This is a genomic window from Mycolicibacterium litorale (assembly GCF_010731695.1).
In the GTDB taxonomy this organism is placed as follows: Bacteria; Actinomycetota; Actinomycetes; order Mycobacteriales; family Mycobacteriaceae; genus Mycobacterium; species Mycobacterium litorale.
The window spans coordinates 826,430-845,922 of sequence record NZ_AP022586.1; the positions used below are offsets into that span (position 1 = coordinate 826,430).

Consider the following 19,493-nt stretch of genomic DNA (forward strand, 5'->3'; position numbering starts at 1 on the left):
GGAAGCGAACATGACAGACGCGATCATCGTGCGCCGCGCCAACAAGCACTACGGCGACTTCGCGGCGCTGGACAACATCGATTTCGAGGTTCCCGCCGGTTCGCTCACCGCCCTGCTCGGGCCCAGTGGTTCGGGCAAGTCGACGCTGCTGCGGGCGATCGCCGGTCTGGACCACCCCGACACCGGCACCATCACGATCAACGGCCGCGACGTCACCAACGTCCCGCCGCAGCACCGCGGGATCGGCTTCGTGTTCCAGCACTACGCCGCGTTCAAGCACCTGTCGGTGCGTGACAACGTCGCGTTCGGGTTGAAGATCCGCAAACGCCCGAAAGCCGAGATCAAGGAGAAGGTCGACAACCTGCTCGAGGTGGTCGGGCTCGCCGGGTTCCAGAATCGCTACCCCAACCAGCTCTCCGGTGGTCAGCGTCAGCGCATGGCGCTGGCCCGCGCGCTGGCGGTGGACCCCCAGGTGCTGTTGCTCGACGAGCCGTTCGGCGCGCTCGACGCGAAGGTGCGCGAGGATCTGCGGGCGTGGCTGCGCCGGCTGCACGACGAAGTGCACGTCACGACCGTGCTGGTCACCCACGACCAGGCCGAGGCGCTCGACGTGGCCGACCGTATCGCCGTGCTGAACAAGGGCCGCATCGAGCAGGTCGGCTCGCCGACCGAGGTGTACGACACCCCGGCCAACGCGTTCGTGATGTCGTTCCTGGGTGCGGTGTCCTCCCTCAACGGCACGCTGGTGCGTCCGCACGACATCCGCGTCGGCCGCAACCCGGAGCTGCCGATCTACGAGAGCGACTCGGTTCAGGCGACCGGCGTGGTCAAGGCCACGATCGACCGCGTGGTGGTGCTGGGCTTCGAGGTGCGCCTGGAGCTGACCAACGCCGCGACGCATGCGCCGTTCACCGCGCAGATCACCCGCGGCGACGCCGAGGCGCTGGGGCTGCGTGAGGGCGAGACGGTCTACGTGCGGGCCACCCGGGTGCCGGCAATCCCCGGCGGCGCCGCGTTGCCGAAGGCCGACGAGGACGAGTCGCTGACCAACGCGTGAGCCGTCAGGCCGCTGGATGTACCCAGGGCTAGGGCTGATCCCCATCGCTGTAACATCCGGCAGCGCCGCCCACCTCGTCGAGCACGAGCGTCTCGGTGGTCTCCGCGTAGCCGGGTTCCGCGTCTGCTCCGGTCTCGGTCATGTATGTGGTGTCGAGGCCAGGGTCGGTCGCGACCTGGTATTCGGCGGGCGTGCCGTCGACCACGATGTCATCAGCCCCGTCATCGATGAAGATGTTGCTTGACGCATCGGTCGATGACGACGACAGATCGACGCCCAGCGTTTCGCTCTCCACCGCGACCGTCTCCGATGCGGTCCACCGCTCCACTTCGTTGCCGTCCGCGTCCGTGCCGTATTCATAGGCGATACGCGCTGTGCCACTCACGTGGTCGGCTTCGTCGCCCAGGGTGCCGGACACCTCGTCATGCAGGATGATGCGTTCGCCGTCGGGTCCCCAGGTGTACGCGACTCCCTGTTCGGATGCCACGTCGACGACCTCGTCTCCGTCGACCTCGATGCTCGCTTCGGTGCTGTGCCGAATACCGATCGTGGATTGTCCGTCAACCAAGGAGAAGTCAACGTCGTTGCCGCTCATCACCGAACCTTCGACCGCGTCGTCGATATCCGCCGACAACCCGCTGCTTGTTCCGGCCGTCGCCTTGAAGCCGTGGTCGCCCAGGTCCTCATATCCGGCGCGATATTCGACACCCACCGGAACTCCGTCGATGACCGCCTGCGCTCCGTACTGCCCCTGCACCCGGAAACCGTCATCCGTTTCGCTGTACCGACCCTCCCAGGAAATGCCTGCTTCATCCAGGCCCACCTTGACGTCTGCGGTCAAACCGAAGTGTCCCTCGTCGTCGTTGCCGGCGTGAGCTTTCACGCTTCCGAAGGGGCCCGCTGAGAACGTGGTGTCGAATGCGCCGTTCTCGTCGACATCGACGTCGACGTGCGGCACCATCGAATAAGCGCTTTCGGCGAGATCGGCGGCAAGTCCGATCGGATCCGCTTCGGCGCGGTGAGCAAGGTCATCGACGTACTGCTCCGCGGCGTCATAGGTGGCGTCGACCGCTTCCGCGGCCGTGGCGTAGGCGGCTTGCGCCCCCTCCGCCACGGCATCGAAGACATCCACGAGGACATCGGAATCGCCTTGGATTCCTCCTGATCCCGGGTCGATGGGCTCCTCGTTGTCGGCGAAGATTCTCATGGCACTACTCCCAACTCGGACACTCAGTCCGATTCGCTGCTGCGATTGACGACCGGACACAGCCCGGTTGCACCAGCGTGAGCGGGGGGCGACGCCGTCGGTTGAGTAGCCGACTACTCGAACGCGAATTGCTCGGTGTGGCAAGGGGAGAGGCTAGGGCTTTCCCCTAGCGCCCGAGTGGCATGCACGGACCTAGCATGGGCCTGCGCCGCAATCAGCACTTCGCCTGCAAGGAAGAGCAATGGCTGTATCCGCAAGTCTGGGAACCGCACCGACCACCGAGGTCGAACACGCCGATGGCTCGACGACAACCGTCAGCGTCACACCGACCGGAGAGGTGTATCGAGCGGTTCGCTTCATCGCCGACGACGGTGCAAAGGTGTCGATCGGCTCCGACGGTGCCGGCGAGGTGACCGAAATCCACACGTACTCTGACGGTCGGGTCTACACGGAGATTACGCACGACGACGGCACCTCGTTCGCGACCGACCATCGACCAGGCAAGGACCAGTCCGACGAGACGATCAGCAGGCATCGCGACGGTTCCGTGCACACATCACGTACCGACGTGGAGCACAACGATCTTGCCCAGATCACCACGACGACGACTACGCATCCCGGTGGTGTCGACACGTTGGTCGTCACGGCGGTGCACGGCCCTGCCGGCGACCATGTCATTCGCGAATTCGAGGCTGCCGACGGTACTCGTGAGGTTCGAACGGAGTTTCCCGACGGCCAGTGGCAGGAGATCAGGACCCTCCCCGATGGATCCTCATCGAGCACCACGTTCGTCCTCGATGCCCACGGCGGTTCGAGCACAATCGAAGTGGATGCCTCGGGTGCGCAAACAGTGGTCACCCAGGAATTCGACCCGGCGACAAACACGACCACCACGACCACCCGATCACCCGACGGACACGCCGAAACTGTGCTCGACCGGGCATATGTCAAACCGGACGGCAGCAGGTTCAGCGAGCACGTCGCGGCCGACGGCACCAGAACCACTCGGCTGGAACGGCTCGACGGATCGAGCGACGAGACGACGCTGCACACCGACGGGACCACCGAGACCGCGCAGCGGGTCCTCTACCCCGACGGGAGTTCGATGCATGAAGTGGTGCACGCAGACGGTACGCGGGAGTCGACGTTGATGGTGCCGCGGCCTGACGGGTCCACCGAGACGGTCTTCAACGCATCCGACGGCACCACCGTACGGATGCGCCTGGCCGAAGACGGTAGCGTCGACAGGCACATTCACCGGGAGGACGGCTCGTCGGAGCGCACCATCCTGGGCCCGGAAGGAATGGGCACAAAGACCATCACGGCTGCCGACGGGTCGACGATGGTGCTGGACCAGTGGATCGATCCGGTGCTGACTGTGGACAGATCCCTGGTGCCCGACGATCTCACCACGACCGGCGCTGTCGACGACGCTCCTTTCGCTGACGACCCGCTGGTCCTCTGTGACCCCGGCGACTTGCCGATCCCGGATGATCTGACCCCCGTCGTGCTGGACCGTCCGCTCACCTCCGACGGCATCAATGCGGGCCCGGTCGTGAGCGATGCCTGGGAAGGACCGTTCGATGAGGCCCCTGCGCCGCATCCAGAAGCGACCAATGTGGAGCCGGACTTCAGCGTGGACGTACTCAAGATGTGCGAAGAGCCCATCGAGACGAATGAGATGAGCGACCTCGGCTACGAGCAGCCCGTGTACGAAACCACTTGCCAGGATGGGCCAGACGGGGCGGCGGTCGACTGCCTCGATCAACCTGTGGTGGGCTGACACGTCACCATCGATGAAGCACGGAGGTGTGCGAGATGACAGATCCTGCGGGTGTCGGAATCGATCTGAGCGATGCGTCGGCGGCGCGATCGACCTACGACGCGTCGAGCGGACTCACCCGAACGCTTGATTCTCATTCTGGCGTCACGCGGCACTACGACCCGCTGACCGGACTGATGAAAACCTTTGACCCCGTTGATGGGAGCCTTACCACGCTGGATACCGTGACCGGCACGTTGACGATCACCACTCACGACGAGGTGACCGGCGTGACCACGACCATCATTCCTGCCACCGGTGAGACGCGCGTGTACGACCCGGCCAGTGGCCAGGTCACGCTGACAGACATGGTCCTGGGACGCACCACAATCCACGATCCGGTACTCGGAGAGACGTCCGTCTACGATCACGCCAGCGGTGAATTGGCGGTCCACAACCAGTACACCGGTGCGACGACGACGTATGACTCTGCCGGCGACGTCACCGCCATGCGGTCGGTATCGCAAGACTATCTCGACACCGATCCGGCTCCCGCCGATGTGGACGGCGACTTCCACATGGGCGGCCAGTCGCTGCAGAACGAGCATTCGACTCCTGCGACTTCGGCCTGGCCCGCTATGGACGGATCTGCCGGCGGATCCGAATCGGAAGACGTTGATGCGCAACCCATGTGGAGGGATGATTTCAACGGGCCGTCAGACGGCGAGCTAACCGTCGATTGGTCGGACGACGGCTTCCAGTGGCCCGAATCCCACCATGATGCCACCGTGCCCGACGGTACCGAGGTCGCCTTCGACACTGCGATCCCGTTTGCGCCCGACCCACCACAGGACGGAGCAGCGGAGGCGCACTTCGATCCGCTCTCCGAATCAGCAGCAGCCGACGACATGTTCGACGAGTACGCGTACGCGGCGCCACCCGACGACTTCTCGGTGGACGACCTCCTGGACCCTGGGCGGTAGACACGAGTGCTGAAGTGCACCCGGCCCGGTGGATCCGGCTACCGGTCGTTCCGCTCGAGCGCGTGCAGACGCGAGATCAACTCGCTGCGTGAATCCGTACCCATCACGCGCTTGATCTTCGCGACGTGGTATTCGACGGTTTTCGGGGAGATGAACAGGCGCTCACCCACTCCCTTGTACGTCAGCCCCGCGACAAGCAGAGCTGCGACCTCCCGCTGACGATCGCTCAACGTGTGCATATCCGCGGTGACATGTGCGGGGACGACGGTCGAGTCGCTGCCGGGTGCCGGTTGTCCGGCGACCCGCGCAAGATGGAGGAGCTCCGCCGACATTCGATTGTCGGCGCACCGGAGGGCGGCTCGCGAAGCGAGGTTGGCCGCATCCCAGCCGTGCCCGAAGGACTGAAGCCCGGTGACGGCCATAGTAAGTTCAGCCATGTCCAGCTCAGCGTTGAGTGCCCGCACCCACGCCCGACCCGCTGCCGCCAGCGCAGCAGCGTACTCACTCTGTTCGGCGGCCGCGCGCAGTGCCCGGGCGTGCCGGGTCACGTCGCTCGGTGAATCCGATCGGATGGCGACCGTCAGTCCGTACCAATGCATCGCACACGTCCAGAACGGTGGACCGCCCAAGCTGTCAGTGAGTGCAAAGGCGTCGTCGACGAGGTGCCGTACCAAGCCGGCCTCTCCCACTCGTGAAGCGCCCGCCCACAACTCGCCGACCGGAAGCAGACTCAGCAGGTCCACCGAGTAGTCGTCGATACTTTCCCGTGCCTGGGCCAGCGCGATGTGTAGCTGCCCTACATCAGCGCGTCTGCGTGCCAGGCCGACATGGAGAGCATCAACGAAGAAGCGTTCGCGCGAAGGCAGGTCCCGTCCGCCGACCGCGGCCAGCTCGCAACCGGCCACCTCCAGGTGGCCCTCGAGCATCATCGTCCACGCCATCAAGAGGCGAAGCCGTACACTGACCGGCGCAGAGTCCGACCCGCTGTCGAGAGCCCGTCGAAGCACCGTACGCGCCTTGCGGAGGTCACCGACGTGCAACGCCGCGATCGCCGTCACTGCTGCGACGTCATCGGGTGTGACCACTCGAGTGCTTGACCCATCGAGCACCGTCAAAGAGCGGCTGAACAAGTTCAGTGTCGCCGGCCCGGGCTGTCGCAAAGACGTCAGTAGTGCCTGTGCGAGCAATCGGTGGCCGCTGACGTCGGCGGTCGGAGGCCTTGTGCCAGGGGACTCTGCCATCGCCGTCGCCGCCTTCGCGTCACCGGCACAGACGAGAAGCATTGCGGCGATTGCACCGTCCTCGCCGACCCGTTGCGGACCGAGCCAGGTGTACAGATCCGCCCCTCGCTTGAGCAGTCCCCGGGCGCACCAGGTACTGGCCGCAACCCGCGCGGCTGTGGTCACATCGGTGGACGTTGAGTCCTCGAGGGCTACCTCGGCCAATCGGAGTGCATCGTCGAAGCGGCCGATCCGGAAGGCGGCATCGGCCCGTTCGACGAGCAGGTCGCCGTCTGACGGGGCGGCGTCGATCGCCGCGCGGTAGTAGCGCTCCGCCAAACGAGGTCGACCTCCGACCTGCCGTACCGCCTCCGCCAGTAGTGCTCGGCACAGGTGGGTGTCGCGCACACCGCACTCCGCGAGATTCGCGGCTAACTCGGGGTCCAGGTGCTTCTCCTCGCCGCGTGCGCGGTAGTAGCGCTCAGCCAGCGCCGCCACCTGCGGGTGACCCAGCGCTCCGGTGACCTCGGCCGCAACTATGCGCGCCAAGTCGGTACCTGGGTGCAGCAGACCACAGTTGGTGGCCTCGTCGTAGATGGCGCACACCTGTCCGTCACCGAGTTGCAGGACTTCGCCGAGCTTCACCTCGTCCGGATCGGCGCCGAAGTTGCTGAGCGCGATGACGCGCACGACGTCGCGACCCAATCGAAGCAGCTTGTCGGCGACCGCATCTCGGACGGCTGCGGTGGCGCGTTGGGCGACGTCGCCGTGCAACCGAGGATTGGCCCGGCGGAGGCACGGCTCGACGAGATAGGACAGCCCGTCGGTGAGTGCTGAGACGGTGGACGCGAACTCGGCGGATACGGGTGCGCCGAAAAGTGCTCGCGCCGAGGCCGCCACGCCGAGTTCATCCAGGGCCGAGAGGTCCACTGTGCGGCCGACTGCCTCGAAGGTCTTCATCAACGCTGCAAGCTCGGGATATTGATACCTCGGTTGAACGGTGATCACGAGGGTGAGTTCCTCGTGATAAGCGAGGTCGGTCAGCCGGTGCAGATCGGACGGCGGGAGCAGGTGAGCGTCGTCGATCAGCAGTGCGGAGTGGCCCGCAGGATCGAACCGCCGCAGTGAATCGGCGGTCGCCACCTGTGCGGAGCGGAGTACGTGCCGGATGGCCGCGACCAAAGCGCTCTTCCCGGTGCCGCCGCCGCCGCGAACCAATACGCGCTCGGCCGCATGCGGACGTCCGGCAACGGTGCGGTACAGCGCGTAGGCGGGCGCGGCGCCCGCGACGACCGCGGGCACGGCCGCGATGGGCGACGACGTCATGGCACACTGTCCGGTGAGGGATCGGATGTTGTTGGTTGAGAAATTTCCTGTGGCACAACGGAACTCGTCTGATTGTTTGTCTCCTGCGGAGACGGCGGCGTGGTGGTCGGTGGGCTGCTCGTGGTACTGGAGCTCGGCGGCGTCGTCGTCAGGCACACGCCGTCCACCACCTCACCCGGCGGCGGGCACTCGATCACCGGCGGTTGGCATACCCCATCGATGAGCTCGTTCGGCGGTTCGCACACCGGTGGCGTCACGCAGACGCCATCGACGATCTGACTGGGCGGTTCACACGGCGCTGCGATCGGGACGCACGTTCCGTTCTCGGCTTTGGTGCCCGACGGGCACTGCTTCGGTGTAGCGGTCACGCCATCGCCGCCTGAGGTCACCTCCGAGTTCTGAGTGGTGGTCGTGATGGTCGTCGTGGGCGGTGTCGTCGTTGTCGACGTAATGGTGTTCGACGTGTTCTCCGCAGGGCCCACGAACATCGTGGCGAGCAAGCCCACGAGGAAGAACGCTGCGACCGCGGTGGTGATGAGCAGGGGGATCGACTTGCGGCTACTGCGGTTGCGCGGACGTGTGGTGTGCGTCGACGCGGGTTGACGTTCTGAGGTCCTGAAGGGTGGTGGCGGCGGCGGGAATGAGCCACTTGCTGCGCCTGTGGGACCCGGGTTCGGTCGAGGCCGAACCTGAGGCGCGGGCGTACCGGCGGTTCCTGAGGGATCGAGCCGCTCGATCACAGGACCTTGCGGACGCGTGAGCGGCGGATGCGCGTGCTGCCGGTTGGCCACAGGTGGCATCTCGGGTGGTGGTGTCGGCGGTGGCGATGCCGCCCGCAGCAGTGGCGGCTGCGCCGACATCGCGCCGAGCACCGATGTGAGTGCTGGATCCTGGTCTCTCAGTATCGGTACCCGGAATCGTGACGACAGGAATTCCGCGACCAGAGGGATCGCCCCGCCACCGCCCGACAGTACGATCGCCGACAGCGAACGTCGATCGATACCGTTGACCCTCAGCAGCTCCTCGACCAATTCGGCGCTGTGTTCGATCGGCTGACGGATGAGTTCCTGCAGCTCTGAACGGACCAGTCGAATCCCGTCAGCGAAACCGGCAAGGTCCACGTCGATGACCGTGGCCGTCTCCGTCGACAACGTCTCCTTGGCGATGCGGCACTGGTCTCGCAGATCGCCGAGTTGGCGCACCACCCCGCTGTCATCCAGATCGAGGTCGGCGGCCGATTCCTCGACCAGCGCCAGTACGTGCCGCAGGATCGCGTAATCCGCTTGCGCGACCCCGAAGTCGGTGTTGCGCACGGTGGGGCCGATCGGTGCCAGCGTGCGCGCATCGGCCAGGGACAAGCTCAGCCCGTTGCCGCCAAGGTCGTAGACGGCCAAGGGCCCGCCACTGGGAACGCCGCGCATCTGCCGCGTGCGCGCCAGGACGGCCAATATCTCAGGCACCAGTTTGGCGTGGCCAAGGCCAGCCCTCCGCAGTGCCGACCCAAACGCGTTGACAGCATTGGAGTCCCAGTGACTGGGGTGGCAGATCGCGATGTCCGGCCTACCCTCGACTGCCCCAGAGGAGTACCGCACGAGGTACTCGATTGCGAGGGCCACCAAGTCTGCCCCGCGACGCGGCGTCCCATCGGAGGCGACGACTTCGACCGGGTCATCGACCCGGTCCACGAAACCTGCGACCTCAACGTCGGCGGGCACACCGAACACCCCCGGCGCGCGCAGTTCGGGCCCTTGTCCGGACCGCCAGACGAGCACCGCCTGCCGGCGTACCGCGTTCACTGGCTGAGACTGCGCCGCTGACGTATCGGTGACTGCTGCGAAGATCTCCGACCCGACCTTCATGCTCAACGACGCCATGCCCCTACCCCCTGCCGGGTGTCCCAAGTGCTGATGCGCCCATTGAAGGCCAGGGTGGCTGGGACTCATCGAGTAGTGGACTACTCGAAATTCCCCAACAACGCACGGCAGGACCTAGGCGACCTCCAAGGGCCTATAGGGCGGGACTGCGGTCAAGACCGGAGCGGGCGCGCCGCCGCGGCGGCTGTGCGCCCGTCAGACGAGGGGGCCGCTAGGGCTTTTTCCTCGTCCCCTTGCGTGGATGCGCGACCCACCATGACCTCACAAGGAGGAGAGGACCCGTCATGCCGAGCAGCGAATCACCCACGGCGACCCCGAGCGCCGAGCCGACCACGACGCCCGCGAATGATGCGACGGCGCCACCGGAGGTCACACCTGACCCGGTGGCCACTGATGCCCAGCCCGTCGAGCCCGCCGCAGGCGAGGCAACCGATACCGCCCAGGGAACCACTACCGATGCCGCCGATCACGAGGGAACGGCAGTACTACCCGACGATCCGATGCCGACCTGGCAGTCGGAAACGGAACCCGACACCGGGGTCACCACCCACACCAACCGGGAAACCGGTGAGACCGAGACTTTCGATCCGGCGACGGGTGAGACAACCGCGTACGACCCGGCGACCGGCACCACGACCGTCACGTCCACTGATTCGGTGTCGGGCGTCGTCACCACTGTCGATGACTCGGGACTGCGTACGTCCATCGACAATTCGACGGGGATCACGACCACCTACGATCCAGCGACGAACGCCACGACGGTGTCGTACACCGACGCCGTCACAGGGGTCACCACCACCACCGATCCCGCCACGGGTTTCCGTACCACGAGTGATCCGGCGACCGGTGAGACAACCACTCATGACCCGCGGACGGGAATCGACACCACGATCGATGACGACACAGGCATCCGCACCACTTACGACCCGAACACCGGCGTGACGACGACTTACGACGCGGCCACGGGCGCTGTGACTCTGTCGACCACCGATGCCGCAACAGGACTCGTGACCACTGTCGATGCGGTGACCGGTATCCGCACCACGGTCGACCCCGCGACAAATGAGACCTCGACGTACGATCCGTCGACTGGGCACACGCTCACGACCACCACGGACTCGGAGACGGGCACGGTGACCACGGTCAACGACGTGACGGGCGAACAGACCATCGCCGCTACGGATCCCGAGACCGGAATTCAGACAGTGGTGAACCTCGACACCGGCGTCACGGTGACGACCGACCCCGCCAACGACCTCGTCACGACCTTCGACCCGGCAACGGGTGAAACGACAGCCGTCGCCGTCGAGGGCCTCACGGCGGCCGGCGACGCCAGCGTTACCGTCGGCCACGTGACCACGGATTCCTACTACGATCCGGAAACCGGGGCGGCCGGTGTCTCCATGGAGGGACACCTCCTGCATGGAAGGGTCGAAGGCGAAGTCGGTCTGGGTGGGGTCGGGACGGCTTACGGTGCCGCGGAAGCCGTTGTGGGCGAGGTAAAGGCACACGCCGCATGGGATCCGGAGACGGGCGCTTCCGCGTCAGCCTCAGCCGTCAGCGCGCGAGTCAACGCCGAGGCCGGCATCGATACGGTGCTGGGAGGTGCAGGGGTAGCTGCGGAGGCAGAGGGGCCGGGGGCCTCAGCGTCGGCGTCGATCGGCGACACGACCGGCTTCTCCGTCGGAGCCTCGGTGGGAGAGGTGGGTGTCGGAGTGGCGACCGACATCGCCGGCCTGGATCTCGAGGTGGGTGCGGAAGTAGGGCTCAAGGCCGAGCTGGGCGTCGAGTTCGGGGACAGTACCCACATCGACTTACCTTTGCTTTCGGTCGATGTGCCGACGCCCGTCGTCGGGGTCGCGCTCGGAGCTGCGATGGACCTCGTCACCGACCCGGTGGGGACCGTCACCGATGCCGCACAGGACGTCTATGCCTTCGGGAGCGACGTCGTCGACGTAGTCGGCGATGCGGGCGGCGCCGTGATCGACGTGGGCGGCGCAGTCGGGGGAGTGGCCGAGGATGCGATCGGCGCCGTAGCGACCGTCGTCGAGGATGCGGGCGGTGCAGCTATCAGTGTGGTCGAGGACGTCGGCGGCGCGATCGGCGGCGTCCTCGACGACATCTTCTGACGCGGATGACGACCATCGGTCGCGAGCTGAGCAATTTCCTCAGCCGGCTGCTCGGCGATGAGGACGCCGCGCAGCGCTACCTCCTCGACCCGGAGGCCGCGCTGGCTGATGCCGGGCTGTCAGCCGTGACGGCGTCCGAAATCATCGCGGCAACAGAAGCTTTCGAGGAGAGTATCCGCCGGACTCATGGCGACGAGAATGGCGAGCGATCACCGAATCGACACCCGCGGGTGGCAACCACATCACCAGGCAGCGGCGACACGATCCGAAACCTGTTGCTCCACAAGTACACCAGCGGCAACGCCTACCACAACATCCTGTCCGAAGGCGGCCTCAGCGATGAGTTCGGGCCTTCAGACCATGAGCGAAGGGCCAGTTCATGAACGAGCACAGCGAGCCGGCGGAGCCGGTAACTGCTACCCCCCTTGATCCGAACGAGGTCGCGTCGCGTGCCGCCGCAGCGCAGGCTATCGCTCGTCGGGCCGCGGCCGCCCACCATGCTGCTGTCCAAGCGCGGGCGACCAAGGCCCCACGTCCAGCCGACGCCACGTCCACGCCTGCGCCGGCGGCCGTGTCGAGCGCGCCGGCGTCGTCACCAGTCGGAGCCGGCCGACCAAAACCGCCTCCGACTGTGCCCGCCGCACCCAAACCGGTCAGCGAAGCGGTCAGTCGCCATATGACCGAGGCGCGTGCGGCACTCCCGGCGATGATGAAGCATCTGTGCGAGCTCGCCGAATCGGCCCGTCGGGAGGACCTCATTAGGAGCCTGGAAGCCACAAAACGCCGTTCGGCAGAGACGGCCATTCGCGTCTCATTCGTCGGCTTGCGTCGAAAAGGTAAGAGCCATCTGATCAATTCGTTGATCACTTCCGACGTGTGTGCGGTCGGTGAAGCCGGCGGCACCAAGGTGGTCACGGTCATACGGCATGCCGAGGTACCAAGCGCCCGACTGCTTGTCGAGCAGCCGGGTGAAGCAGAGCCGAGGACATTGCCCCTGCCCCTCACCGAATTGAGTTCCGACCTCGCCGCATCCAGCTATGCCGACGGCCGGACTGTCATCGCGGCTGACATCGGAGTGAAGAGTTCCATCCTCGCCGCGAACCTGGCGCTCACAGATACGCCGGGTTTCGGGGGACGCGGACAGCCGCACTCCGTCCATGTTCTCAACGAGGTCGCCGCATCCGATGCCGCAGTATTCGTCACCGACGCCAGTCAGGAGTTCACGCAGCCCGAGCTCCGCTTCCTGCGCAATGTGCGCGAACTCTGTCCGACCACCGTGATCGCGATGACGAAAACAGACCTCTACCCCGACTGGCGACGCATCGTCGATGCGGACGAGAGTCACCTGGCGCGAAGTGGACTGGAATGCAGGATCATTCCGCTGTCGTCCACCTTGAGGGGACACGCCGTTCGGCTCGGAGACAAGAGCTTGAACTCAGAGTCCGGCTTCCCGGAGCTGATGCAGTTCCTCCGAACCGGGGTGCTGGCGGACGCATCCACACGGCGGATCGCCCGGGTCATCTCGGATTTCGACACCATCGCCCAGCATCTGACACTGCCCTTGGAGGCCGAGCTCAACGCCATGCGCGATCCCGAGTTCCGTGAGCGCATGACGAGCGAACTCAAGTCGCGTAAGGAACTCTCCGATTCGAGAGCGAAGACCGCATCCTTGTGGCAGCAGACACTCGCCGACGGTATCGCCGACCTCACCGCCGAGGTGGACCACGACCTGAAGCACCGAATGCGCCTGATAGGCAAAGAAGCTGAAGTATTGATCAACGAATCGGATCCGGACAAGAAATGGCCGCAGCTCACCGATTGGGTGCACGAACAGGTGGGCAACGCCGTCGCGGACAACTTCGTATGGGCATTCGAGTCGGCCCAGGCCCTCGCGGAAAAAGTCGCCACCTCATTCGCCGAGGACGGTGAGCGCCTGGACCTCCCTGCGCTGGACGCGATCTGCGGCGGCGTAGTGATCGATCCCGAACTGACCGTGGGTCGGCTGAGCGCATCGAAGGCCTCCACCCTGCAGAAAGTCCTGGTGGCGGTTCGTGGTGGATACAGCGGCTCGATGATGGTGGGAATGGGCACCCAGATGGCTTTCGGCATGGCCAGCATGAACCCAATCGCGCTCGGCGCCGGAGTACTGCTCGGCGGCCAATCCTATCGAGAGGACCGCAACAACCGACTCACGCGCCGGCGCGCAGAGGCCCAGGCCAACGTCCGCAAGTACATCGATGAGATCTCCTTCCACGTCGGCAAGTTGTCGCGAGACCGGCTCCGTAACGTACAGCGCATCCTGCGTGATCATTTCCGATCGATCGCCGAGCAGGAGATTGCCTCGTTGCAAGAGTCGGTCAAGGCGGCGCACGATGCGGCGAATCTTGAACTCGGTGAACGGGAGAAGAAGGCCGCCGCCGCCGAGAAGAAACTTGCGGTACTCAAGAAGTGCCGCGAACAGGCCAGCCGGCTTCGAGTCGCCGGTGTCGTGCCGGCAAGCCGATGACAACGGCCGCGCCGATCGCCCGGCTGGAGCGGGTCATCGCCGACGCTCGGCAGATCTACGCCGGTCACCGCGAACTCGTCGAACGGCTGGATGCGTGCGCGGTTCGTCTCGAACAGCCGTTGCGCATCGCGGTCGCCGGGGCCATCAAGGCAGGCAAGTCGACGCTGCTCAATGCTCTCGTGGGCGAAGACATCGCCCCTACCGACGCGACAGAGTGCACTCGCGTGGTCACCTGGTTCCGCCACGGAGCCAAGCCGGCGGTCACCGCGACGGACGGACGCGGACACGCGACAGATATACCGGTTCGTAGGCGCGGCGGCGGGCTCACGTTCGACCTGGGACAACTGACCGCCCGCGACGTCGACCGTATCGACGTGGAGTGGCCGACCGCCCGGCTGGTGCAGACCACGCTGATCGACACTCCGGGCACCACGTCCCTCTCGACAGAGGTATCCGCCCGCACGCTGGATCTGCTGATCCCCGACGAAGGGAACTCCGCCGCCGACGCAGTGATCTACCTGTTCCGGTCTCTCGACGAGTCCGATCTCGACTTTCTGAGGCAGATCAGCGGGAATGTCGCCGGAGGAGCCGGACCCCTCGGCGTGATCGGAGTGGTTTCACGAGCAGACGAGCTCGGCGTCGGCCGCGTCGACGCCATGCACTCCGCACGTCAGATCGCCAAACAATTCACGCGCGAACTCGAGTTGACCGGCTTGTGTCAGACTGCGGTGCCGGTGGCCGGGTTGGTGGCCTTCACGGCGAAGACGTTGCGTCAGCACGAGTACAACGATCTCCGCGAGCTGTCGGCTGTCGCGCCCGACCAACTAGAACTGGCTCTGCTGTCCGCCGACCGCTTCGTCCGGACCGAGACGCTGCCCACCGACTGCGAGGCTCGCGCGCAGCTCATTCGTCGGCTCGGCCCGTTCGGTATCCGGATCGCGCTGACGTGCCTACGGGCCGGCGCCCCTGATTGCCAGACGCTCGTCGACGACCTCCTGTACCGCAGCGGGGTTACCGAACTGGAGCACGTCATCGATGTGCACTTCGGGCAGCGGGCCGACGATCTGAAGGCGCACAACGCGGCTCGGACTCTCAAAGACATGTTCGCCGCCCATCCAGCGACTGCGGCCGCCCCCTTGGTCAAGGCGGTTGATGAGCTCGTTGCGAATGTGCACGGCTTCCAGGAGTTGCGGCTGCTCGCCAAACTCCGGTCCACGCCTACGACACTTCGGGACGTGGAACTCACCGATATTCGGCGGATCCTGGGCAGCTATGGAACCGAGCCTGCCCAACGCCTCGACATCGATGCCTTCGCGGTGACGGGCGTCGGGATGGACCATGCCCTCGGCGAGGTCAACCGTTGGCGCGCCAAGGCGCGCCACCCCATGACCGATCAGTTCACGGCAGGCGCCTGCATGGTCGCCGCGCGCAGTGCCGAGCATGTCTTGGCCCGACTCCGGGACAGCGCAGCGGTCGGCCGCGCGTCAGGCATGTGAGGCCGCCTCGCCGGGCAGCAACCGGTGCAGCAGATCGGTCAGCGTGAGCAACCCTCGCCCTCCCGCGCCGTCGACCACCACGAGGTGGCTGCGCGTCTCCCGCATGGTGCGCAGCGCTTCGTAGACCGGCGTCTCCTCGGCCATCGTGAGCACCGGACGCATGAGCGTGCGCGCGGTGCCGGACCCCGGAAGGCTGTCGCGGACGTGCACGACGCCCACGGTGGTCGCGCCGTCGCGCACCAGCAGGCGCAGATGGCCGGTGGCGTGGGCGGTCCGCTGGATCTCCGCCGGTGTGGCGTCGGCCCGCACGTAGCTGTGATCCGCACTGCGACGGGCCACCTGCCCGACGGTCAGCGCCTCGAGTTCCAGTGCGCTGGTGAGGTTGGCGTGGTAGCGCTCGTCGAGGGTGCCGACCGTGGCCGAGTGCTCGACCAGTTGCCGCAGCGCGTCGGGATCCTGCGTGTCGGCCAACTCGTCCACCGGGATGACCCCGACTCGGCGCAGACACCAGTTGGCCACCTGGTTGAGGCCGCGCAACAGCGGGCGGGTGACGAACATGAACGCGCGCATCGGCATCGCCAGCAGCGTCGCCGAGCGTTCGGGGTGCGCGATGGCCCACGACTTCGGCGCCATCTCGCCGACGACGAGGTGCAGGAACGTGACGATCACCAACGCCAGGACGAAGCCGCCCGCGTCGGCGGCCCACGTCGGCGCGCCGAGGTCGCCCAACAGCGGTGTGATCGCATGGTGCACAGCGGGTTTGGTCACGGCACCGAGCATCAGCGTGCAGACCGTGATGCCGAGCTGGGCACCGGCCAGCAGCACCGAGAGCTCGCCGGCGCTGCGCAGTGCGGCCCTGGCCGCGGCGCTGGTGGCGGCCGCGTCCTCGAGCCGGTTGCGCCGCGCGGCGATCAGCGCGAACTCGACGGCGACGAAGAACGCGCTCATGCCGATCAGCGCGACGGTGATCGCCGCGACGACCCACGGGCTACTCATCGTCGCTTTCCTCGGACGCCGTGTCGACGGTGACGAACACGCTCGACGGCACTCGCCGCTCGACCGCCCGCACCTCGGCGACGATCCGCCGCATCGGCGGGGGACCGTCGTGCACCAGATCCGCGGTGTCGGTGGGCAATTCGATCTCGACGGTGTCGCCCGGCGCGGGCAACCCGCCGGCCTGCGCAATGACCATGCCTGCGACCGTCTCGTAGTCGCCGGCGGGCAGCGTGAGCTCGAGGGTGCGTTCGGCCTCGTCGAGAGGTAGGTCGCCGGCCAGCAGCCAGCCGCCGTCGCGGGCGATGACGTCCGCCGTCGATTCGGTGTCGTGTTCGTCGTCGATCTCGCCGACCAGTTCCTCGGCGAGGTCCTCGACCGTGACGATGCCGGCGAAGCCGCCGTATTCGTCGATGACGATCGCCATCTCGTCGCCGGCCTGCGCGAGTTCCCGCACCACGTCGGGCAGTGGGAGTGTCTCCGGCACGACCACGGCTGGGCGGCAACGGTTTCCGGCGGTACCGGTGGATCCCAAGTCCGGGCCGAGCAGGTCGTGCAGATCGATGACGCCGACGACGTCGTCCGGGCCGGAACCGGTGACGGGATAACGGGTGTGGCCGTGGGCCATCCGCTCCAGCACCTCGGACACCGCCTCGTCGGCGGCCACGACGTCGACGCGGGAGCGCGGGATCATCGCGTGTTCGGCGTTGCTGGTCGGGAAGTCGAGGATCCGGTCGAGCAGCGCCGAGAGATCCTTCGGGATCTCACCCGCCTCCCGCGACGCGGCGACGATGTGCTCGAGGTCGCGGGGTGTCGCGGAATGCTCGACGTCGTGCACCGGCTCGATGCGCAGCAGTCGCAGCAGCATGTTCGACGACTGGTCGAACAACCAGATCAGCCAGCCGAACAGCTTGAGGTACAGCGTCGTCGACAACGCCAGCCAGCGGGCCAGGGGTTCGGGCCGGGCGATGGCGAGGTTCTTCGGGAACAGCTCCCCGAACACCATCTGCACCACGGTCGACACCGCGATCGCGGCCACGCCGCCGATCCCGACCGCCACCACGGTGGGCAGGCCCGCGCCGCCGAGCACCACCTCGAGGCCCTGCCCGATCAGCGGTTCGGCGACGTAGCCGACGAGCAGGCCGGTGACGGTGATCCCCAGCTGGGCGCCCGACAGCATGAACGACGTGCGGCGGGTGACGGCCAGTGCACGGGCCGAGGCGTTGTCACCCGCTTCGGCGCGGGCCTTGAGCCTGGACCGGTCGACGGCCATGTAGGCGAATTCCTGGGCGACGAAGTATCCGGTCAACGCGGTGATCGCCAGGACGACGAAAAAACCGACAAGAATTCCGAGCACGGCGGTCAACATGTGACCGCCATGGGTCTATGGGGTTGCATCGGTCCTAACTCGGTGGGAGGGCGGAAAACGTTCCGTCGCCGTCCACAGTACCGAAGCCGGCAGAGTGCGGAATGTGTCGTGCGGGCGCGGGTGCGGTCAGGCCGCTGCGCGCGTCCCGGTGACCTCGTCGAAACGGTCGAGGACCGTGGCCGCCACCAGGTTGTGCGAGCCCAGCGGTCCCGTCATCGAAATGCCCTCGTGCGCAGAGTAATCCGCGACGCGGTCGGTGATGCGGCCGTGCGCGAGGAACCACGGCACGATGACCAGCCGCCGGGCGCCGGACCGTCGTAACGCGGCGGCGGTGTCGGCCAGGTTCGCATGCGGGCCGGTGGCGAACGCCACGCGCGACCCGGCCCACCGGGTGCCGTCCGCCAGTGCCGACGCGACCGTCGACGTCCTGGCATTGGCGGCCGCTCGCGACGAGCCGACCGCGACGGCGATCACGCCGAGACGGTCGTCGTAGGGCGACACCCCGGCCTCGGCCAGTCGCAACCGGGCCACGGTCAGCAGCGCGGGATCCTCGCCCAGCACACCGGCGGTGCGTACGGGCCGTCCCACCGCGTCGATCACCGCGGGGATGTCGACCCGCGCGTGGTAGGCGTCGGCGAGCAGGAACGGCACCACAGTGGCGTGACGGGTCTGCGCCAGCACGTCGGGCAGCGCCGGTTCGGTCTTCTCGAGGAACGCGGCGCGCACGTCGAGCCACGGACGCAGCCGTCGAATGCGGCCGGCCACCGCGTGGGTGACCGCCGCCGACCGGGGATCGACGCTGCCGTGCGCCGTCAGGACGAGGCTCGGCGGGCAGGAGCGAAGCGACCCGGGGATGTGTGCGGTCAAGACTGGTGCAGCCCGCATTCGATCTTGCCGGTGCCTGCCCAGCGCCCGCTACGCGGATCGGCGCCCTCGATCGGCTTGGCCGTGCACGGTGCGCACCCGATCGACGGGTAGCCCTCGTCGACCAGCGGGTTGACCAGCACGCCGTTGGCGTCGATGTAGGCCTGCATCTCCTCGTCCGACCACGCCGCGATCGGGTTGATCTTCACCAGCCCGAACGCCTTGTCCCAGCTGATCAGGGGAGCGTTGGCGCGGGTCGGCGCCTCGACGCGGCGGATACCGGTGACCCACGCCGAATAGCCGCGCAGCGCCTTGGTCAGCGGCTCGACCTTGCGCAGCCGGCAGCATTCGTTGGGCTCGCGGGCGAACAGGTCCTTGCCGAGCAGCGCGTCCTGCTCGGCGACCGTCCGCTCCGGGGTGACGTTGACGACGTTGACGTCGTACACCGACTCCACCGCGTCGCGGGTGCCGATGGTCTCGGCGAAGTGGTAACCGGTGTCGAGGAACAGGACGTCCACACCGGGCCGCACCTTCGAGGCCATGTCGACCAGCACCGCGTCCTGCATGTTGGACGCCACCACGTAGTTGCCCCGGAAGTTCTCGTCGGCCCAGCGCAGCAGGTCCCACGCGCTCGCGTCGGGTCCGAGTTCGGCCGCACCGCGTTCGGCCAGCTGCTGCAGGTCGATGTCAGAGAGCAGGTCAGTCAT

Annotated in this window: 14 protein-coding genes; 7 read left to right on the forward strand and 7 right to left on the reverse strand. The window is 66.7% G+C overall.

Features of this window, described 5'->3' with window-relative positions; all coding sequences use genetic code 11:
• Positions 1–10: 10 nt before the first annotated feature.
• Entirely contained in the window at positions 11–1,057 is a 1,047-nt protein-coding gene (locus G6N30_RS03945) for a sulfate/molybdate ABC transporter ATP-binding protein (RefSeq protein WP_134060181.1), read from the forward strand.
• 28 nt (positions 1,058–1,085) lie between these two features.
• Here the strand turns inward: G6N30_RS03945 and G6N30_RS03950 are convergent, their stop codons facing one another.
• Positions 1,086–2,264 carry a hypothetical protein gene (locus tag G6N30_RS03950; RefSeq protein ID WP_134060183.1) on the reverse strand — a complete coding sequence of 393 codons (1,179 nt, stop codon included), beginning with the start codon at positions 2,262–2,264 and terminating at the stop codon, positions 1,086–1,088.
• Between the two features lie 241 nt (positions 2,265–2,505).
• Between G6N30_RS03950 and G6N30_RS03955 the strand changes: the two genes are divergently transcribed.
• Both G6N30_RS03955 and G6N30_RS03960 read left to right on the forward strand, forming a co-directional pair.
• On the forward strand, positions 2,506–4,047 hold the full coding sequence (locus G6N30_RS03955) for a hypothetical protein (protein ID WP_134060185.1): 1,542 nt from the start codon (positions 2,506–2,508) through the stop codon (positions 4,045–4,047).
• A 35-nt stretch (positions 4,048–4,082) separates the two neighbouring features.
• A complete protein-coding gene (locus tag G6N30_RS03960; RefSeq protein ID WP_134060187.1) occupies positions 4,083–5,009 on the forward strand; it encodes a hypothetical protein in 927 nt (308 codons plus the stop codon).
• 38 nt (positions 5,010–5,047) lie between these two features.
• On the opposite strand, the gene G6N30_RS27390 is transcribed toward G6N30_RS03960, so the two are convergent.
• Both G6N30_RS27390 and G6N30_RS27120 read right to left on the reverse strand, forming a co-directional pair.
• Positions 5,048–7,555 (reverse strand): LuxR C-terminal-related transcriptional regulator, encoded by a 2,508-nt coding sequence (locus tag G6N30_RS27390; RefSeq protein WP_322790009.1) that lies wholly within the window; start codon positions 7,553–7,555, stop codon positions 5,048–5,050.
• The gene (locus tag G6N30_RS27120) at positions 7,552–9,429 is read right to left on the reverse strand and encodes an Hsp70 family protein (protein WP_163687388.1); all 1,878 of its coding nucleotides are present in this window, start codon (positions 9,427–9,429) and stop codon (positions 7,552–7,554) included. The genes G6N30_RS27390 and G6N30_RS27120 overlap by 4 nt, the downstream gene beginning before the upstream one ends.
• Before the next feature lie 284 nt (positions 9,430–9,713).
• Here G6N30_RS27120 and G6N30_RS03975 point away from each other — a divergent pair, with 284 nt between their 5' ends.
• The 4 genes from G6N30_RS03975 to G6N30_RS03990 all read left to right on the forward strand — a co-directional run bounded on the left by G6N30_RS03975 (position 9,714) and on the right by G6N30_RS03990 (position 15,560).
• Positions 9,714–11,558 carry a ribonuclease E domain-containing protein gene (locus G6N30_RS03975; RefSeq protein WP_134060193.1) on the forward strand — a complete coding sequence of 615 codons (1,845 nt, stop codon included), beginning with the start codon at positions 9,714–9,716 and terminating at the stop codon, positions 11,556–11,558.
• 5 nt (positions 11,559–11,563) lie between these two features.
• Positions 11,564–11,941 (forward strand): IniB N-terminal domain-containing protein, encoded by a 378-nt coding sequence (locus G6N30_RS03980; protein WP_134060195.1) that lies wholly within the window; start codon positions 11,564–11,566, stop codon positions 11,939–11,941.
• A 248-nt stretch (positions 11,942–12,189) separates the two neighbouring features.
• Positions 12,190–14,064, forward strand: coding sequence for a dynamin family protein (locus tag G6N30_RS03985; protein ID WP_163687392.1), 1,875 nt, complete (start codon positions 12,190–12,192; stop codon positions 14,062–14,064).
• A complete protein-coding gene (locus G6N30_RS03990) occupies positions 14,061–15,560 on the forward strand; it encodes a dynamin family protein (RefSeq protein ID WP_134060199.1) in 1,500 nt (499 codons plus the stop codon). The genes G6N30_RS03985 and G6N30_RS03990 overlap by 4 nt, the downstream gene beginning before the upstream one ends.
• On the opposite strand, the gene G6N30_RS03995 is transcribed toward G6N30_RS03990, so the two are convergent.
• From G6N30_RS03995 to G6N30_RS04010, 4 genes are all read right to left on the reverse strand, one after another.
• Positions 15,549–16,556, reverse strand: a complete 1,008-nt coding sequence (locus G6N30_RS03995; protein WP_134060201.1) for a CNNM domain-containing protein — start codon at positions 16,554–16,556, stop codon at positions 15,549–15,551. The genes G6N30_RS03990 and G6N30_RS03995 overlap by 12 nt on opposite strands.
• The gene (locus tag G6N30_RS04000; protein WP_134060203.1) at positions 16,549–17,922 is read right to left on the reverse strand and encodes a hemolysin family protein; all 1,374 of its coding nucleotides are present in this window, start codon (positions 17,920–17,922) and stop codon (positions 16,549–16,551) included. Before G6N30_RS04000 ends, G6N30_RS03995 begins: the two co-directional genes overlap by 8 nt.
• Before the next feature lie 126 nt (positions 17,923–18,048).
• A complete protein-coding gene (locus tag G6N30_RS04005) occupies positions 18,049–18,807 on the reverse strand; it encodes a sirohydrochlorin chelatase (protein WP_134060205.1) in 759 nt (252 codons plus the stop codon).
• On the reverse strand, positions 18,786–19,493 hold the full coding sequence (locus G6N30_RS04010; protein WP_134060208.1) for a phosphoadenylyl-sulfate reductase: 708 nt from the start codon (positions 19,491–19,493) through the stop codon (positions 18,786–18,788). The genes G6N30_RS04005 and G6N30_RS04010 overlap by 22 nt, the downstream gene beginning before the upstream one ends.

Excerpts from the sequence above, each read along its gene's own strand:
- G6N30_RS03995 (WP_134060201.1), bottom strand. The coding sequence starts at position 16,556 with ATGAGTAGCCCGTGGGTCGTCGCGGCGATCACCGTCGCGCTGATCGGC.
- G6N30_RS03955 (WP_134060185.1), top strand. The coding sequence starts at position 2,506 with ATGGCTGTATCCGCAAGTCTGGGAACCGCACCGACCACCGAGGTCGAA.
- G6N30_RS03980 (WP_134060195.1), top strand. The coding sequence starts at position 11,564 with ATGACGACCATCGGTCGCGAGCTGAGCAATTTCCTCAGCCGGCTGCTC.
- G6N30_RS03945 (WP_134060181.1), top strand. The coding sequence starts at position 11 with ATGACAGACGCGATCATCGTGCGCCGCGCCAACAAGCACTACGGCGAC.
- G6N30_RS04010 (WP_134060208.1), bottom strand. The coding sequence starts at position 19,493 with ATGACTGACCTGCTCTCTGACATCGACCTGCAGCAGCTGGCCGAACGC.
- G6N30_RS04005 (WP_134060205.1), bottom strand. The coding sequence starts at position 18,807 with ATGCGGGCTGCACCAGTCTTGACCGCACACATCCCCGGGTCGCTTCGC.
- G6N30_RS03960 (WP_134060187.1), top strand. The coding sequence starts at position 4,083 with ATGACAGATCCTGCGGGTGTCGGAATCGATCTGAGCGATGCGTCGGCG.
- G6N30_RS03975 (WP_134060193.1), top strand. The coding sequence starts at position 9,714 with ATGCCGAGCAGCGAATCACCCACGGCGACCCCGAGCGCCGAGCCGACC.
- G6N30_RS04000 (WP_134060203.1), bottom strand. The coding sequence starts at position 17,922 with ATGTTGACCGCCGTGCTCGGAATTCTTGTCGGTTTTTTCGTCGTCCTG.
- G6N30_RS27120 (WP_163687388.1), bottom strand. The coding sequence starts at position 9,429 with ATGGCGTCGTTGAGCATGAAGGTCGGGTCGGAGATCTTCGCAGCAGTC.
- G6N30_RS27390 (WP_322790009.1), bottom strand. The coding sequence starts at position 7,555 with ATGACGTCGTCGCCCATCGCGGCCGTGCCCGCGGTCGTCGCGGGCGCC.
- G6N30_RS03950 (WP_134060183.1), bottom strand. The coding sequence starts at position 2,264 with ATGAGAATCTTCGCCGACAACGAGGAGCCCATCGACCCGGGATCAGGA.
- G6N30_RS03990 (WP_134060199.1), top strand. The coding sequence starts at position 14,061 with ATGACAACGGCCGCGCCGATCGCCCGGCTGGAGCGGGTCATCGCCGAC.